This is a genomic window from Gilvibacter sp. SZ-19 (assembly GCF_002163875.1).
Taxonomy (GTDB): domain Bacteria; phylum Bacteroidota; class Bacteroidia; order Flavobacteriales; family Flavobacteriaceae; genus Gilvibacter.
Window position 1 is genome coordinate 2,862,941 of the sequence record NZ_CP019333.1, and the last position, 15,894, is coordinate 2,878,834.

Sequence of the window (15,894 nt, forward strand, 5' to 3'; positions counted from 1 at the left end):
ATAAAAGTGTATTTTTGTACTCCGAAAAATCAAATGTAAATCACAGCTACTCATGAGCGTATTAGTCAATAAAGATTCTAAGATAATTGTACAAGGTTTCACCGGAAGCGAAGGAACTTTCCACGCCGGGCAAATGATCGAGTACGGCACCAATGTTGTCGGAGGTGTAACTCCTGGTAAAGGTGGACAAACCCACTTGGACCGTCCAGTTTTCAATACCGTAGAAGAGGCCGTTAAGACCACTGGAGCGGACACTACTATCATTTTTGTACCACCAGCTTTTGCTGCGGATGCTATTATGGAGGCCGCCGATGCTGGGATCAAGGTGATCATTACCATTACTGAAGGAATCCCTGTGGCTGATATGATCAAAGCATCTAATTATATCTCTGAGCGCGATTGTCGTCTAGTGGGACCTAACTGTCCGGGAGTTATCACTCCGGGCGAAGCCAAAGTTGGGATCATGCCAGGTTTTGTTTTCAAAAAAGGAAACGTTGGCATTGTTTCTAAATCAGGAACACTTACTTATGAGGCAGCAGACCAGGTTGTACGCCAAGGGCTAGGCATCACTACTGCTATAGGAATTGGCGGAGATCCTATCATTGGAACAACCACCAAAGAGGCTGTAGAAATGTTGATCAACGATCCAGAGACCGAATGTGTTGTTATGATCGGCGAGATCGGTGGACAGCTAGAAGCCGATGCTGCCAATTGGTACCAAGCCAGTGGAAGCAAAAAACCAGTTGTTGGTTTTATCGCCGGAGAGACTGCACCTAAAGGACGCACTATGGGTCACGCTGGAGCTATTGTAGGTGGTAGCGAAGACACTGCACAGGCCAAGAAACAGATCATGCGACAGTGTGGGATCCACGTGGTGGATTCTCCTGCAGAGATCGGGAAGAAAGTCGCAGAAGTACTGGGATAGCCTGTTAATAGTTTTAAGAAGAGACCGTGTAAATTACCATAATTTTATACGGTCTCTTTTTATTTAAAGCCACCTCATTTCTTATCTTTACCATTCAACCAACTAAAATTTACCACTTTGAAATTACTTGAAGGAAAAACAGCGATCATTACCGGTGGAAGCCGCGGAATAGGAAAGGGTATTGCAGAAGTATTTGCCGCCCATGGCGCCAATGTAGCATTTACTTATAGTTCTTCTGCCGAGGCAGCCAACGCTTTGGCAAGCGAGCTTAACGCCACAGGTGTACAAGCAAAAGCTTATCAATCCAATGCCGCCGACTATCAGCAATGTGAGGACTTGGTAAAACAAGTACTCGAAGATTTTGGCGGGGTAGATGTAGTGATCAACAATGCTGGTATTACCAAAGACAACTTGTTGATGCGCATGAGCGAAGAAGACTTTGACAAGGTGATCGAGGTGAACTTGAAGTCTGTTTTTAATATGACCAAGGCTATTCAGCGTACCTTTTTAAAGCAACGTAACGGATCCATCATCAATATGAGTTCCGTGGTTGGGGTAAAAGGAAACGCCGGGCAGGCCAATTACGCAGCTTCTAAAGCTGGTATTATAGGTTTTAGTAAGTCTGTTGCTTTAGAGCTGGGGTCGCGTTCTATTCGATGTAATGTGATCGCCCCAGGATTCATAGAAACGGAAATGACCGCTAAGTTGGATCCAGACACTGTTCAGGGTTGGCGCAATGCGATTCCTTTAAAACGAGGAGGACAGCCAGAAGATATAGCCAATGCTTGTGTTTTCTTAGCCAGTGATCTATCGGCCTATATTACCGGGCAAGTGCTCAATGTGGACGGCGGAATGCTCACTTAAAAATTAGTACTCAAATCATTTAATGTCGGCAACCACCCTTTTGTATCTTATTGCAGTAGCTGTAGTAGCGCTTGGGGTGTCTGCTTATATGTATGGTTTTAAGAGTCGTTTAAATCCAAGATTGCGCTGGGCACTTGGGTTATTACGATTCTTAACGCTGCTGTGTTTAGGAGTTTTGCTTATAAACCCTAAGATAGAGCAGGTATCGTATTATACCGAAAAACCAGCCTTAAATGTATTGGTAGATAATTCGAGCTCCATTCGCAGCCTATCCAGAGATTCTTTGGTCAAAGGCTTGTTAAACGAAATAGTTACGGATACTGAACTAAAGCAGCGATTTAGAGTACAGGCCTATCAGTTTGACCAATCGTTCGGCCCTTTGGACAGTTTGGACTTTAAGGGCACAGCTTCTGATATTGCCACTGGTCTTCGTGACCTTGGTGCCATATACGATAAGCAAGCCGCCACCACCGTTTTATTGACCGATGGAAATCAAACCTTAGGAAGCAACTATAGCAGTTTAGGTAGCCGATTGAAAAATCCTGTATTTCCTATAGTTGTGGGCGATACTACCCAGTACGAGGATCTCCGAATTACACGTGTCAACGCCAATAGGTATGCCTATCAGGACAATGAATTTCCCTTGGAATTATCTCTGTCCTACACAGGAGATCGCAGTGTAAATACGAGTCTTGTTATTCGCAAGGGAGGGCAAGTGGTTAAACGACAACCACTTGAGTTTAACAGCACCAACAACGCAACAACGCTCACACTTTATTTAAAGGCTGAACAAGTTGGTGTTCAGAACTATACTGCGGAATTGTCCCCTTTAACTGCAGAGCGAAACACCAACAACAATTACCAACAATTTGCGGTAGAGGTTATAGATCAGAGCACCAAAGTGGCCATTGTGGCTTCAGTTCAGCATCCAGATCTAGGAGCCTTAAAGAAAGCGATCACTCAACTAAAACAAAGGCAGGTCACTGTTTTGGAACCAACAGCCGCTGTTGGGCAATTGGATGATTATCAATTGGTCATTCTTTACCAGCCCGACTCGCGCTTTAATGCCGTGTATGAGGAATTGGAGCGCTTGAAAAAGAACAGATGGACCATCACCGGATTGCAAACGGATTGGGATTTTATCAATGAGGTACAACTCAAATATGCCAAATTAGGTGCAGCAGGTGAGGAGCTGGTCAGTGCAGAGACCAATAGGAATTATGCCATATTCGCTTTAGATCCTGTAGATTTTAGCAATTATCCGCCCTTATTGACCCAATTTGGAAGCCTGGATGTTTTTGTTCCTTACGATGAACTGCTGAGCCAGACCATATCTGGAATATTCACAGAATCGCCCATGCTCTTTAGTTTTGAGTCCGATGGGATCCGTGAAGCCGTTTGGGATGCAGAAGACCTTTGGCGATGGCGTGCACATGCGTATGTAGAGAACAGAGACTTTAAGCAATTTGACGACCTTATTGCCAATATGGTGCAGTACTTATCCTCTAACAAGCGGCGCAGCAGGCTGGATGTAAATTTTGAGACCTTCTATTACAGCAATGCAGCCATCAGCATACAGGCTCAGTATTTCAATGAAAATTATCAGTTCGATCCGGAAGCATCGCTGTATTTGACCTATACAAACTCCGCAGGAAACAGTCAACGACTACCCATGCTACTAAAAAATAATTATTACCAGGCTAATCTCAACGGACTGGCAGCAGGTGTTTACGATTTTACTGTTTCTGTAGACGGGCAAGGTATTGCCAGAAGCGGTCAATTCAATGTGTTGGATTTTAGTGTTGAAGATCAGTTCATCAACCCGGACGCTTTAAAACTAAATGCACTGGCAAGCAGTAGTGGTGCGCAGTTGTATTACGAAGATCAGCTGGCTGAATTAAAAGCAGCGCTACTGCAAGATCCGCGCTTTGTGCCTGTTCAAAAAAGTAGGCAAAATGTCGTACCTTTAATATCCTTAAAATATCTGCTCGGCTTGCTAGCCTTACTACTTGCAGCAGAGTGGTTTACCAGAAAATACAACGGATTAATATAATATTGAAACCATGGAAAAATTACCCAAACTAGGGATCCCCGTACTAATAGCAGTTATTCTACTGCTTATACTTTTGTTTAAATCTTTTGTACGAATAGAAGCAGGTTATTCCGGCGTACTCTACGAAACGCTAAGTGGTGGTGTAGACCCGAACAAGCCGGCCATGCCTCAAGGACTTAATTTTGTGATGCCTTGGAACGAGGTGATCAAATACGAAGTGCGTCAGCAAGAAGTATCAGAGAATATGGACGTACTGTCCTCTAATGGATTAGAAATTCAATTAGACGCCTCTGTACTGTATCAACCAGATGTGTCGCAGCTCGGAAAATTACATAACGAAAAAGGGGAGAACTACCTCTCTCGATTGGTACAGCCAGCGATTCGTTCGGCTGCGCGTTCTGTTGTTGGACGTTACACTCCGGAGCAATTGTATTCTACCAAGCGCGATGCTATTCAAGACGAGATCTTTGCAGAGACCAAGAAGATCTTAGACGAGGAGTATATTCAGCTTAACCGTGTATTGGTTCGAGATGTTACACTCCCACCAACTATCAAGGATGCCATCGAGCGTAAGCTAAAACAAGAACAAGAGTCCTTGGAATACGAGTTCCGATTAGAAAAGGCAGAAAAAGAAGCAGAGCGCCAACGTATAGAAGCAGAGGGTAAGGCAGCGGCGAATAGAATTCTAAGTGCCTCGCTTACCGATAAGATCCTGCAGGAAAAGGGTATTCAAGCAACTTTAGAGCTTTCTAAGTCTCCAAATAGCAAAATGGTCATAATTGGATCTGGACAAGATGGGCTGCCGCTTATCCTGAACAACAATTAACTCGTTTCTAAATAATGAGAATTAAGAGGCGCTGCTAGATGCAGTGCCTTTTTTATTACGCCAGAATCTGTATATCCCAAATCCTGCCACAGCGGCTATACCAAACATGATCAAAGCACCCAGCAGATTGCTGTACAGTGCAAAGCCTAAACCAAACAGGGAGGTGTAAACCAAAAGGATCCCCAAGAGCATAGAGCCCAGATCTGCAGTGAAATTATCACCACTCTCACGCAGGTTAATTTGTGCTTCGGATGCCTTGCGTTTTAGTCCGTTCCAACCGGTACCATAAGGCGTAATAGCATTGTAGAACGCAACCAGTTTATCTGTAGCAGTTGGGCGAGTCATTAGGGTAACGAGCAGCCAAGTGAGTGTGGTAATTCCCACGCCAATGACTAATACATAATGGTCGGCGATTGGAGTGAAGAATTCTTCGTGAACAAACTCGAAGTAAACGGCAACAATAAAAGAAACGATCATCCCGCTGATCTCCGAATAAGCATTAACACGCCACCAAAACCAGCGCATGATAAAAATAGAACCCGTACCTGCACCTATCTGCAGTAATATTTTAAAGGTTCCATAGGCGTCTGTCAAGAACAAGGCCAAACAAGCAGCTATGACCATCAATAAGACCGTAGATATACGACCAACACCAACGAGTTCCTTTTCTGAGGCTTCAGGTTTTATAAAACGCTGATAGAAATCCAGAGCGATATACGAAGATCCCCAATTCAAATGTGTAGAAATGGTACTCATAAAAGCCGCTATGAGCGAAGCCAGCACCAAACCGAGAAGCCCGGCGGGTAATTTGGTCAACATGGCAGAATAACCCAGATCGTGACCCAGTACGGTATTTGGAAAGGCAGATCCTATGTCTGTGAGTTCCGGATAAAGTACCAAAGACGCTAAGGCGATCAAAATCCAAGGCCAAGGTCTAAGGGCGTAATGAGTAATATTAAAGAGTAGGGTAGCGCCTATGGCATTCTTTTCGTCTTTGGCAGACAGCATGCGCTGAGCGATATAACCGCCTCCACCTGGTTCCGCGCCAGGATACCAAACACTCCACCATTGTACGGCTACAGGAATGAGCAACAATACAATTAGTGATTCAGTATCGTTAAAGTCTGGTAGGAAGCTGAGTTTATCGGCCACATTTGGATGCGCAAGCATAGCGTCCAATCCGCCGACCTCAGGCAGATTAATGATATAATATGCAGCCCAAATCGAACCTACCATGGCGACTAAGAACTGTAGAAAGTCAGTAAAAATAACACCTCGCAAACCACCAAGAGTACTGTATATTACCGTAATAACACTGGCATAGAGTACACATTGCCAGGGTTCCAAGCCAAACATAACGCCACCAATTTTGATGGCTGCCAAGCATACAGAAGCCATGATCAATACATTAAAGATCACTCCTAAATAAATGGCGCGAAAACCTCTTAAGAATGCAGCGGCTTTACCACTATAGCGCAGTTCGTAGAATTCGAGATCGGTCACCACCTTAGATCGTCGCCAGAGTTTGGCGTAGACAAATACGGTAAGCATACCTGTGATCAGGAAAGCCCACCAGGCCCAGTTTCCGGAAACCCCATTTTGTCTGACAATATCGGTAACCAGATTAGGCGTATCTGCAGAAAAGGTGGTAGCCACCATAGATATACCCAAAAGCCACCAGGGCATATTTCTACCGGACAGGAAGAATTCTTTGGTATTCTTACCTGCGCGTTTAGTAACGGCAATTCCAATAATGGCAAAAACAATAAAAAAAGCGAGGATGATCCCCCAATCCAAGGTCGATAGAGACATACTAGTAGTTTTTCAGTCGCTCGGCTTGACCTACCCAATTGTCTCGTTCCATGCGTCCTGGGAAGAAATCGATCATTTCGGTAACTGTTTGAATATCCTCCCAATTGAACCTGCTGATCTGATCATAAGTGTAGATACCGATCTCGTTGAGCTTTTGTTCTATGTACGGGCCAACACCACTGATCTGGGTTAGATCGTCTTTTTCGCTGGCACTGGCGTAACCAAAATTGTCAAAATTGAGCTCCTTTTTCTCTAGAGCCTTCTGATAAGTAGCACTGGCTTTAGCTGCTACTTCTTGTTGGCTGCGGATCGGTGTCGCTGTTTCTGGTTCAGGAGTTATCGTGGTAACAACGGTTTGCTTTCTTGGCGGTGGAGCCACAGTGGCTTGTTGGGTGCGACTCTCTATGGTTTCTATGATCTTGGGTTCGATCTCTGTATAGAGTACATCGATATCTTTTGCAGCCTCACTCTGGCTTGCATCAAGCTCCTTGCGAAGCTTCTTAATGGTCTTTTTGTATTTACCACTATTGAGTTGTAAGCTCGCCAAATATCCAATTAAAAAGGAACTGAGCATCAAAATACTGATCTCCAAGTAGGCAGACCACATATTGTTAGCGAAGATGTCAGCTAGTCCCTCCATTAATTAAAAATAATTTCTATCCGTCTATTTAGGTCTCTTCCGCGCTGGGAGTTGTTTGAGTCTATTGGTTCCGACTCTCCCTTAGATAAAGCCATGATACGGGTCTTATCTATGTTTCCTCTGGCAATAAAAAACCAGCGGACCTGTCTGGCATATTTTAGTCCCAGATTATAATTGTCTTGATAATTCCCAATATTGTCGGTGTGTCCAACGATCTTGACGGTGATCTCCGGCCTTTCTTCCAGTACAACTTTTATCTCTTCTAGGATATCGCGCAATTCCTTATTGACAAGAATTCCAGAATTGGTAAATGTAGGGTAGACCACTTTATTCTTTGGAATAGCATTGGCCAACTCGGCTATGCGCTCTGTATCTAAAGGACTGAATTTAAAAGCTATACCGTTGTCGTAGGTATTGGTAGCATCAAAAGGAATGTCTTGAATATCTGATTTGATCACAATAACCTCTCTCGGGATACCTGCACTAACCAGCTCCTCTTTAATGAATTCTCCTCTTATTACTCCGAAATTAGGACTCGTAAAGGCTTCGTCTGCACTGTAGCGAGAAACTACCGTTACCTCCATATCTGGATGTTCCAAGAGGTAATTCAAGATCTTGTACTTGTAATCGAGATTTGCGCTATTGCTATAAACTAGGGAATCGTTCTTTTTGATCTGTAATCCTTGATCGAAATAGAAGACCGTTAACCCATCGGCATCCTTACCGATAAGACCGTCACGCTGTACGGGCGTCTCAGTGGCTAATAGCGTATCTCGAGCGGCGATGGTAGTTGTAATGGTATCTTGGTTCACTTGTTCGATTACTTGCTGTGCTGTCGAATCTTCAACACTGCCTTTTGTCCAGGATATATTATCAGGGGCCTTAAGCAATGAATACAGCCACAGTGCAAAAAAGGTCCAAACGGCAAATACCACTAAGGCTATTAGAAAATTCTTCATCAATGCACCCCAATCCCAATATAATGGACGAAAAATACTACAAAATCAAAGATAAAACTAAAAAAAACTTCAGTTTTTCTACGTTAAAAATAAGGGGAATTATCAACCTTTTGTGAACAAAAGGAAAAGACTTAACCCCTGAATAATCAGGGGTTTATATTATTACTTCAGAATACCCTCCTGAATGGACTTTTTAGAGTACCAAACAAAAACAATTGAAAGTATTAGAACAATTACGGGCATAATTATGGCTTGATTCCCATAAACCTCCAGCGTATCTGAAAGGAAATAGCTATATACCTGCTGCCCAATTACTCCCAATAATGAAAGTAGAAATAGCGGATAAGCAAACCTTTTCTTGATCAATAAAGCGATTGCCCCTAAAAGTCCGAACCAAACTGCGATAGCAAAAGCTGCTGTCACCCAAGAAGGTGTCACTGCATAAAGCTCTTGTTCTGCTGTCGGCAACATTTTTAGAGTTTCTTCTGTCATAAAGGCTTGTCCTAAATAAGCCAATACACCAAAGATATTCCAAACCAATGCCACAATGGCGATCACCCAAAATAGGGCAGTGGGTTTTTTTGTCTCTGTCATGGGAATAAATTTTAATTGATTAGTTGGACTAAATGTACAAATTCTGGACGAATGTGTTAACTGCAGGTTAATTCGGACCAATAAGCTCGATTTGTCATTTTTTGCACGATATTTGCTACGAATATTATTATGAAAAGATCGCTTCTTACTTGGTGTTTGTTTACGCTTACTGCAGCTTCTATAGCACAGATAGACAGTCCTATGGGCTCTAGTTCGGGTTTGGACATCCCATTTGGTTCTAGCAGTGACGATGTCAATATTTCTGGCAGTAGTTTGAGTATTCCGAATTTTGGTCTTGATAATCCGGATGACAAACAAGGATTTGGACAGTTCAGTGTAACCGATACTTTAAGCATAGGAGAGACCGAGAAAGAAGGTATTAAATTCACAACCGATACTGGCTTCTTAAGCACCAAGAGCGATAAAGCTCCTAAATACTTTACCAAGGACAAGGAGGAAAAAGACGAATATCGTCAGAACCAGTTCTTTGGGCAATACACCTCAGATGCCAAATTTGTCGTTTTGCGCTGTCGCGATCATGAATTTGTAGATGGTGACCGAGTTCGCGTGTATATCAACGACAATGTCCTTGTGCCTAATGTTCGATTAGGTAGCGGATATCAGGATTTTGAGCTCTTTTTGGACCCGGGAATGAATACCGTAGAAATAGAAGCACTCAATCAAGGAACCTCTGGCCCAAATACGGCAGAATTTATCATCATAGACGACGATGGGGCCTTACTTTTCTCCAACGAATGGAATTTAGCCACAGGAGTGCGCGCAAAATTCATCATCAATAAGCCTCAACGCTAAACTCAATATTAGCAAGGCTTCCTAGCGTATTTACTTCATTATTATACTGGTAAACATTTATCGGTAAACACTGTTTTTGCACATTTTGCTGCTACTTTCATCTTGCCAATCGAAAAGAATTGAAAAAGAAAAATGAAGAGAAGTATACTGTTCATCTGTAGTGTTCTGCTGTGGTATTCTTGTTCGGACGATGACAAAGCTATAGACATCGTTACAGAAGAAATAGAATACGGAGCTGTTGTGAGAACTTTACAGTTCAACAATGCAGAATTCAATGTCGGAGATCCTGATAGCGTATTTAGTGTAGATATTGAAGTGCAAGATGAACTAGACGGCGACCTGCTGGAAGCGGTAGACCTAATGGTTAGCTTTGTGGATAACACTCCGGCAGGTGGCGACTTCTCGACCACAGAGGCCAGTTTAGGCAGCTTATTACCAGAAGATTTTGGTTTGGGAGCCAATGGTTTTCCCAAAATAACCCTGAACTACTCACAGGCAGCCATGGCAGCGGCTGTGGGAGTCTCTTTGGAAAACATTTCATGTAGTGATCAGTTCTTATTGCGGACAGTCATTCGCTTGACTGACGGACGTTCTTTTACAACAGGCACGGCCAGTTCGATAATTTTGGCCTACGAGACCTTTTTTAGCAGTCCCTACTGTTATACGATCAATGTAGTGGAACCAATAGACGAGGAGCTATTTACCGGTGACTATGTAATGACGAGCATTATAGATGGCCCCTTAGGACCCACTTTCAATGAAAGCGGAACTTTGGTGTCTGTAGAAAAAGCATCACATTCCAATACAGTAAGGCAGGTTAGACTCAAGCATATATTATCTCATCCATCAAACGAACAGCCCAGAATTTATGAATTCAGCATAGTCTGTGACCAAGTTGTATTTAGAAAGAATCAGTTGTCCAGTGTAATCGGACAATGCACATTCTCTACGTCTAGCCCCATTTTGCTAGGTCCAGGAGAAGAGAACGCACCCGCCAACATCTTAGACGACAGTGTCTTTGAGGTTTGGTTTGTAGAAGGATATTTAGGATTTGATGGTCGCTGCGGATTTGGAACCGCTCCGTCCAGAATAAGATTTACAAAACAGTAGACCGTAATTTACTCGGGTTGGTTGCCCGATATTCATACAGTTAGTGAGTAAATTAGTGTTGTTGCAACGCTCCCGATTAGAAGTTATTTTGTGGTAATTTTAAACTTCGCTCTCGGGAGCGTTCTATTTTTTTATAAATTGAGTCTATAAATAGATCTCATGACAGTATCCGAATTAAACCCTCAGGATTATTTTGAATACTACGAGCTCTATCTCTCCGCAGTCCCCAAAAATATCGATCTGATTCAGGCCTACCGCGAGCAAGGAGAAGAGATTGTAGCTTTTTTTAAAAACATCCCCAACAAAAGCTGGCACCACAGTTATGCTGCCGGCAAATGGACCTTGGCAGAAGTTGTCCAGCACATCATAGACACCGAACGCATATTTATCCATCGCTGTTTTAGGATAGCCAGAGGAGAACAAGCCAATATTAGCGGTTTTGACCAAGATGTCTATGTGCCGCCCTCTAGAGCGAATGAGAAACCTCAAGAAGCGCTCATCAATGAATACGCCATCACCAGAGCTTATAGTATTTCGATTCTGGAGTCCTTAACGGAAGCAGATTTTCATAAAAAAGGAACCGCAAGTCAGCGGCCTTTAACAGCAGGAGCTGCTGCTTTTATAGTTTTGGGTCACGAAATTTGGCATAACAACATCATCAAAGAACGCTATCTGACCTAGTGCCTTAGTTACAAGTTTAAAAACAGGTAGAAATACGGGCTTTTACTAAGTCTTGCAGGCCTATATTTGAAAAGTGCTGCAAGTTGGGGAGCTTGATAGTACAACAATATTAAGCAGCGCCAGTCGCTGCTTTTTTATGAGACAAATCGGCTAAACCAAATAGCCTTCTGCTTCTTAAAAACATAACCTCCAATCCCAAATACCATTCCAGTTGCTATTGCAACCATCCCAAAGAATGGTGTCTCTGGAATCCGCGTAAAAAGCTCCGAAAAGAAAGCTCCATAAAGCCCAAGTACAGACCAATACATAAAAGAGAAATGATAGGCCATCCAATTGGTTTTAGGCCTTTTGGTCATAATGGGGAGCATGCCTCCAATTAGGGTTAGCCCACTAACTATGGCCGCAAAGTGAAAGATTCCGAAGTGCCCAAAAAGATTATAGAGCATAAAGGATGTCACCAGCATGGGAATCATGGCTATCACATAGAGGTATCCCCACCTTTTATGAGTTCGAGTTCCTTTTTTAAGCAGTAGTACAGCTGTTCCAGCAATTAGTGCAATGACAGCTGTTAACAGGTGAATCGCCCCTACGGTACCAGAGATATAATTTTCCATAAAACGAAAGTACTAGGAGCAAGGCAGTTCACAACATCTTATGTACTGAACTGTAGAAAAAGCGTACTGAATTGCGCATAAATAAAAATCCCTTCAAATGCTTCATTCAAAGGGATTCATACGGTGCTTAAAGCAATACTTATATTATCTGTGGATCGCATAACTACTGGCTTTAGCGCATTCTTCGAGCAGCACCAGTAATCTGGCTCTCTTAGCTGCCCAATTCTTAAATAAAAAGGTCATAACGCTTTGTTGTTAATTAAACTTATCTCTTTATAAATAGGACTTAAATAACGTGCCAGGTTGCGTTAGAGAATTGTTAAAATGATTAGTCCAGCAGTTTGTTTGCTACCTCTTGCCAGTTGGCGACACGTTCGTAACCCTCGTCTTTTCTATTGTGAGGCGAGTTGAAAAGCAAGCCACGACCGTTAAAGTATTTGAGGTTATAAGAACGGTCGTCTATAAGAATATCGCCATCCAAAATAAACTTATGCCCACACAAAATGCGGTATTCCCAAGTAATAAAAGGGAAGTGTTCATCCAACCAATCACTTTTCTCTCTTAGAGAATTTGGAAACTGCGTAGCAGCTGTTGCGATGTAAACTTCATGTTTGGCGGCTAGTTCCCGCATTACCTCTTGACTGTCTTTGATTAACGGTAACTCCCTAAAGAAACCATCGCGCCAAACGTGATCTTTAACATTCTGCAAATGTTCATAGGGAACATTCTCCCAAACTTCTCCACTTGAAATATCGTCCAAGGTCAGGTTTGCATTAAACTCTTTATTGTAAATGTCTATGTGTGCCCCGTAAGTATCGGCAAGCACTTCATCCATGTCTACGAATATGGTCATTCTGTTTTTTTACAAATTTCTTTAAAATACTCTCATTCTGGGCCGAGTCCATGATTTTTAACCCAATGATAATGTTTGATAAAAATCAGCAATTATAGCCGTAAAAAGTATTTACTTTGTTTTAAATTCTATTGATATGATCGACCAATTATTAGATGCACTTTCTTGGGTTCCAGATTACGCAACCGGAATCTGGATTGTTCTCAGTGGCCTTTTGATCTACATCTTATTAATGCTGAATAAGCGGCAAAATATGCAGACTCCCTTGTTTAAGACCGGGGTAGTGCTCTTAGCCGTCATTTGGCTTTACCCATTGGTAACTCCTTATGTCTATCCAATAGAATCCGGCTTTTTAGCGAACCTACTCACCTTAGGACTTACTGTCTATTATTTCAAACAACTTAAAGCGCAAACCCCAAAGTTGCAGCTGTGGCTATTACCACAACTGCTTTGGTTGGTTTTTTCTACGCTTTACACCCTTGGAGCGCTTTTGTCCAAGTATGCTGCTTAGCAACTTATTCCATTCCACCGCGACGGTTCGGACTTCTAGGAGTAGGCCATTCTCTTGGCTCTCCTGTTCTAGGATTTAAAGGCAATACAGCTTTTTCTCTGGAGGTTCGCTCCGGATCCTCAGAGGCCATATAAGCCAAAATCGCTGTGAGTATAGCGTTGTTGCGAACATCGTCAAAAACGATCTTGTCGTAAGTATCTCTGTTGGTATGCCAAGTATAATTCCAATACGACCAATTCAAAGAACTTAAACTAAATGCAGGTGCCCCCATAGCCTGAAAACTTGCGTAGTCAGAACCTCCTCTGGCAGGAGAACCAGGAAAGGTGGTCTCGATCTCATCGGTGATCTCTTTAGGAACCGCAGCCAACCAGCGACTTAGATAATCATAGCTATTTAAAAATCCACCTCCGGAAATGCGAACTACGCGGCCTGTACCATTGTCTTGATTAAACAGAGCTTGTGTGCCTTCTACTACTTTAGGGTTGTCTTCTACAAAAGCTCTTGAACCGTTTAATCCTTGTTCTTCGCTGCCCCAATGACCCACTAAAATGGTACGCTTAGGGTTGGGATAGAACTTCTTGAGCAGACGCATAGCTTCCATCATAACCAGGGTTCCTGTTCCGTTGTCCGTAGCACCTGTACCGCCATCCCATGAATCAAAGTGGGCAGAAAGTATCACGTACTCGTTGGGCAATTCAGTTCCTCTTATTTCTCCTATGGTATTGAAGGTAGGCATTTCACCCAATTCCTTAGATAAGGCAACTATATTCAATTGTGGCTTTTGTCCAGAGGCTACCATGCGGTATAACATCCCGTAGTCTTCCAATTCTAGATCTACTGTTGGAATTGCCTTAGTACGTGCTCCAAATATCTTATTAACCCCAAAACCTCGAGACCAATTACTGGTCACTATGCCTACAGCTCCTGCATCTTCCAAAGCTTTAGGCAAGGTTCTGCTGTTGTATCCCATGTTCTGAAAATTCTCACGCCACATACGGGTTTGCTCGTCACGAGCTTCTTTCATTTTTTCAAAAGACTTCTCTGTCGCGAATTCTTCCCAGTTATAATCTGGTCGGCCAGTGGGTTGATTCATGGAGATCATTACCAATTTCCCTTTTACCGAAGGGAGCCATTTTGCAAATTCCAAGGAATCCTTCACCATTGGTAAAACCACAAGTTCTGCCGTTACACCTTCCTTAGACGTACTCGGATTCCAGGCCAATTGTGTTCCTCTGAGACTCTGCACACGTGGATGTACCATGTCGATATGCGTAATTCCGCGCTCCCAACCACGCCAGGCACCAAATTGTTGGTTTTCGGCTATTATTCCCCAAGAGCCGTATTTGGCAACAGCCCATTCGTGGGCGGCATACATTTGCGGTGTACCGACCAATCTCGGCCCAATAAGGTCCATAAGTTCATGGGCCAATGGTTCTAGTTGAGAGTTCTCATTAGCCTCCTTGATGATCCCGGCAATGACAGGATCTTCCTCTTGACCTAAAATAGAAAGTGGTGCTATTAATAAGCACAGCAGTAGTAGTTGTAATTTTCGCATTGTATTGGTTTGTGATTTGCTCTTTAAAAATACGGCTAATCGAACAAATCCAATAGTGAGTTCAGAAAATTCTATGGCCGCTAAATAGAAAGTCCAATTTATTGCAGTAGTATTGAATACTAATTCCGCCAACACCTAATATGAGATCTGAACGCGTACTGATTCCTTTGGCCTTTTTTGCCATCTACGTGATTTGGGGTGCAACCTATATGCTCAACAAGGTTGCTGTTGCACAACTGGAACCCTTTTATTTAGCGGGTATTCGCTTTACAACGGCCGGCCTATTGATCTTTCTCATTGCGCGACTTATGGGTCACAAACTCAGTATAAGCTGGCGACAAGTGCGCAACACTGCCTTTGTGGGTTTTTTGTTTTTGACCTATGGAAATGGAGTAGTGGTCTGGGCGCTAAAGTTTGTTGATAGTAATTTTGCCGCGTTAGAGATCGCAGCTCAACCTTTGGTTGTTTTATTGCTGATGTGGATCTTACAGGGCAAACGCATACAGTTCAAAAGTATGATCGGTGTTTTCTTAGGTTTTATTGGGATGTATTTACTCATCAGCCAAGATGAGATCCTAATGGGTCCAAACAGTCTTTTAGGAGTGCTAATGATCTTTAGCTGTATGCTGAGTTGGGGTTATGGGAGTCTGTTCGTGGCAAAGGCCGACATGCCCAAGAACTACTTTGTAAATACAGGATTTCAGATGTTCTTTGGAGGCATTATGTTATTGATAGCTAGTTTAGCCTTTGGCGAAGCTTGGGTAGCTCCGCAGCAATGGAAACCAGACGTGCAATGGGTAATGCTCATATTGGTCATCTTTGGAAGTATAGCCGCCTTTACCTCTTTCAATTATTTGCTCAAGCGTGTTTCTCCAGAAAAGGTAGCTACTTCTACCTATGTAAATCCAATTATCGCAATGTTATTGGGTTGGTATGTCTTGCAGGAATCTATAAGTACCCAATCAATAATCGCCGCAACTGTACTATTAACAGGAGTTTACTTTATAAATAGCGGTAAACGCAAAAAAAGAGAAAAGGCATAAATCAGGTATTTACCACCTAGTATACCATGGGCTGTAGTAGT

Annotated in this window: 16 protein-coding genes; 9 read left to right on the plus strand and 7 right to left on the minus strand. The window is 42.8% G+C overall.

Features of this window, described 5'->3' with window-relative positions:
* Nucleotides 1-52: 52 nt before the first annotated feature.
* The 4 genes from sucD (at nucleotide 53) to BTO09_RS13315 (ending at nucleotide 4,668) form a co-directional block, all read left to right on the plus strand.
* The gene (gene sucD, locus BTO09_RS13300) at nucleotides 53-925 is read left to right on the plus strand and encodes a succinate--CoA ligase subunit alpha (protein ID WP_087525246.1); all 873 of its coding nucleotides are present in this window, start codon (nucleotides 53-55) and stop codon (nucleotides 923-925) included.
* Nucleotides 926-1,042: 117 nt separating this feature from the next.
* Nucleotides 1,043-1,789 carry a 3-oxoacyl-[acyl-carrier-protein] reductase gene (fabG, locus tag BTO09_RS13305; protein ID WP_087525247.1) on the plus strand — a complete coding sequence of 249 codons (747 nt, stop codon included), beginning with the start codon at nucleotides 1,043-1,045 and terminating at the stop codon, nucleotides 1,787-1,789.
* A 22-nt stretch (nucleotides 1,790-1,811) separates the two neighbouring features.
* Entirely contained in the window at nucleotides 1,812-3,842 is a 2,031-nt protein-coding gene (locus tag BTO09_RS13310; RefSeq protein WP_087525248.1) for a vWA domain-containing protein, read from the plus strand.
* A gap of 10 nt (nucleotides 3,843-3,852) precedes the next feature.
* The gene (locus BTO09_RS13315) at nucleotides 3,853-4,668 is read left to right on the plus strand and encodes a prohibitin family protein (RefSeq protein WP_087525249.1); all 816 of its coding nucleotides are present in this window, start codon (nucleotides 3,853-3,855) and stop codon (nucleotides 4,666-4,668) included.
* A gap of 21 nt (nucleotides 4,669-4,689) precedes the next feature.
* Here the strand turns inward: BTO09_RS13315 and BTO09_RS13320 are convergent, their stop codons facing one another.
* The 4 genes from BTO09_RS13320 to BTO09_RS13335 all read right to left on the minus strand — a co-directional run bounded on the left by BTO09_RS13320 (nucleotide 4,690) and on the right by BTO09_RS13335 (nucleotide 8,673).
* Nucleotides 4,690-6,480: a sodium:solute symporter family protein gene (locus BTO09_RS13320; protein ID WP_087525250.1), complete on the minus strand. Its 1,791-nt coding sequence runs from the start codon at nucleotides 6,478-6,480 to the stop codon at nucleotides 4,690-4,692.
* 1 nt (nucleotide 6,481) lies between these two features.
* Nucleotides 6,482-7,120, minus strand: a complete 639-nt coding sequence (locus tag BTO09_RS13325) for a hypothetical protein (protein ID WP_087525251.1) — start codon at nucleotides 7,118-7,120, stop codon at nucleotides 6,482-6,484.
* Entirely contained in the window at nucleotides 7,120-8,079 is a 960-nt protein-coding gene (locus BTO09_RS13330; RefSeq protein WP_087525252.1) for an OmpA family protein, read from the minus strand. The genes BTO09_RS13325 and BTO09_RS13330 overlap by 1 nt, the downstream gene beginning before the upstream one ends.
* Before the next feature lie 162 nt (nucleotides 8,080-8,241).
* Nucleotides 8,242-8,673, minus strand: a complete 432-nt coding sequence (locus BTO09_RS13335; RefSeq protein ID WP_087525253.1) for a hypothetical protein — start codon at nucleotides 8,671-8,673, stop codon at nucleotides 8,242-8,244.
* Nucleotides 8,674-8,802: 129 nt separating this feature from the next.
* Here BTO09_RS13335 and BTO09_RS13340 point away from each other — a divergent pair, with 129 nt between their 5' ends.
* The 3 genes from BTO09_RS13340 to BTO09_RS13350 all read left to right on the plus strand — a co-directional run bounded on the left by BTO09_RS13340 (nucleotide 8,803) and on the right by BTO09_RS13350 (nucleotide 11,277).
* Nucleotides 8,803-9,486, plus strand: a complete 684-nt coding sequence (locus tag BTO09_RS13340) for a hypothetical protein (protein WP_087525254.1) — start codon at nucleotides 8,803-8,805, stop codon at nucleotides 9,484-9,486.
* 132 nt (nucleotides 9,487-9,618) lie between these two features.
* A complete protein-coding gene (locus tag BTO09_RS13345) occupies nucleotides 9,619-10,596 on the plus strand; it encodes a hypothetical protein (RefSeq protein WP_087525255.1) in 978 nt (325 codons plus the stop codon).
* 159 nt (nucleotides 10,597-10,755) lie between these two features.
* Complete coding sequence (locus BTO09_RS13350; protein ID WP_087525256.1) at nucleotides 10,756-11,277, plus strand: DinB family protein; 522 nt, start codon at nucleotides 10,756-10,758, stop codon at nucleotides 11,275-11,277.
* Between the two features lie 134 nt (nucleotides 11,278-11,411).
* Here BTO09_RS13350 and BTO09_RS13355 read toward each other — a convergent pair whose 3' ends face one another.
* Together BTO09_RS13355 and BTO09_RS13360 are read right to left on the minus strand one after the other, a co-directional pair.
* A complete protein-coding gene (locus BTO09_RS13355; RefSeq protein ID WP_087525257.1) occupies nucleotides 11,412-11,891 on the minus strand; it encodes a DUF2306 domain-containing protein in 480 nt (159 codons plus the stop codon).
* Between the two features lie 328 nt (nucleotides 11,892-12,219).
* Nucleotides 12,220-12,744, minus strand: coding sequence for a 5'(3')-deoxyribonucleotidase (locus BTO09_RS13360; protein WP_087525258.1), 525 nt, complete (start codon nucleotides 12,742-12,744; stop codon nucleotides 12,220-12,222).
* Between the two features lie 136 nt (nucleotides 12,745-12,880).
* On the opposite strand from BTO09_RS13360, the gene BTO09_RS13365 reads away from it, so the two are divergent.
* Complete coding sequence (locus tag BTO09_RS13365; RefSeq protein WP_087525259.1) at nucleotides 12,881-13,255, plus strand: hypothetical protein; 375 nt, start codon at nucleotides 12,881-12,883, stop codon at nucleotides 13,253-13,255.
* Between the two features lie 4 nt (nucleotides 13,256-13,259).
* Here BTO09_RS13365 and BTO09_RS13370 read toward each other — a convergent pair whose 3' ends face one another.
* Entirely contained in the window at nucleotides 13,260-14,810 is a 1,551-nt protein-coding gene (locus BTO09_RS13370; RefSeq protein ID WP_087525576.1) for a M20/M25/M40 family metallo-hydrolase, read from the minus strand.
* Between the two features lie 140 nt (nucleotides 14,811-14,950).
* Here BTO09_RS13370 and BTO09_RS13375 point away from each other — a divergent pair, with 140 nt between their 5' ends.
* Nucleotides 14,951-15,853, plus strand: a complete 903-nt coding sequence (locus BTO09_RS13375) for an EamA family transporter (RefSeq protein WP_087525260.1) — start codon at nucleotides 14,951-14,953, stop codon at nucleotides 15,851-15,853.
* The last annotated feature ends 41 nt before the right edge of the window (nucleotides 15,854-15,894 follow it).

Excerpts from the sequence above, each read along its gene's own strand:
- BTO09_RS13315 (WP_087525249.1), top strand. The coding sequence starts at position 3,853 with ATGGAAAAATTACCCAAACTAGGGATCCCCGTACTAATAGCAGTTATT.
- BTO09_RS13355 (WP_087525257.1), bottom strand. The coding sequence starts at position 11,891 with ATGGAAAATTATATCTCTGGTACCGTAGGGGCGATTCACCTGTTAACA.
- BTO09_RS13345 (WP_087525255.1), top strand. The coding sequence starts at position 9,619 with ATGAAGAGAAGTATACTGTTCATCTGTAGTGTTCTGCTGTGGTATTCT.
- BTO09_RS13325 (WP_087525251.1), bottom strand. The coding sequence starts at position 7,120 with ATGGAGGGACTAGCTGACATCTTCGCTAACAATATGTGGTCTGCCTAC.
- BTO09_RS13375 (WP_087525260.1), top strand. The coding sequence starts at position 14,951 with ATGAGATCTGAACGCGTACTGATTCCTTTGGCCTTTTTTGCCATCTAC.
- BTO09_RS13330 (WP_087525252.1), bottom strand. The coding sequence starts at position 8,079 with ATGAAGAATTTTCTAATAGCCTTAGTGGTATTTGCCGTTTGGACCTTT.
- BTO09_RS13360 (WP_087525258.1), bottom strand. The coding sequence starts at position 12,744 with ATGACCATATTCGTAGACATGGATGAAGTGCTTGCCGATACTTACGGG.
- BTO09_RS13340 (WP_087525254.1), top strand. The coding sequence starts at position 8,803 with ATGAAAAGATCGCTTCTTACTTGGTGTTTGTTTACGCTTACTGCAGCT.
- BTO09_RS13320 (WP_087525250.1), bottom strand. The coding sequence starts at position 6,480 with ATGTCTCTATCGACCTTGGATTGGGGGATCATCCTCGCTTTTTTTATT.
- BTO09_RS13370 (WP_087525576.1), bottom strand. The coding sequence starts at position 14,810 with ATGCGAAAATTACAACTACTACTGCTGTGCTTATTAATAGCACCACTT.
- BTO09_RS13350 (WP_087525256.1), top strand. The coding sequence starts at position 10,756 with ATGACAGTATCCGAATTAAACCCTCAGGATTATTTTGAATACTACGAG.
- BTO09_RS13365 (WP_087525259.1), top strand. The coding sequence starts at position 12,881 with ATGATCGACCAATTATTAGATGCACTTTCTTGGGTTCCAGATTACGCA.
- BTO09_RS13310 (WP_087525248.1), top strand. The coding sequence starts at position 1,812 with ATGTCGGCAACCACCCTTTTGTATCTTATTGCAGTAGCTGTAGTAGCG.
- BTO09_RS13335 (WP_087525253.1), bottom strand. The coding sequence starts at position 8,673 with ATGACAGAGACAAAAAAACCCACTGCCCTATTTTGGGTGATCGCCATT.
- sucD (WP_087525246.1), top strand. The coding sequence starts at position 53 with ATGAGCGTATTAGTCAATAAAGATTCTAAGATAATTGTACAAGGTTTC.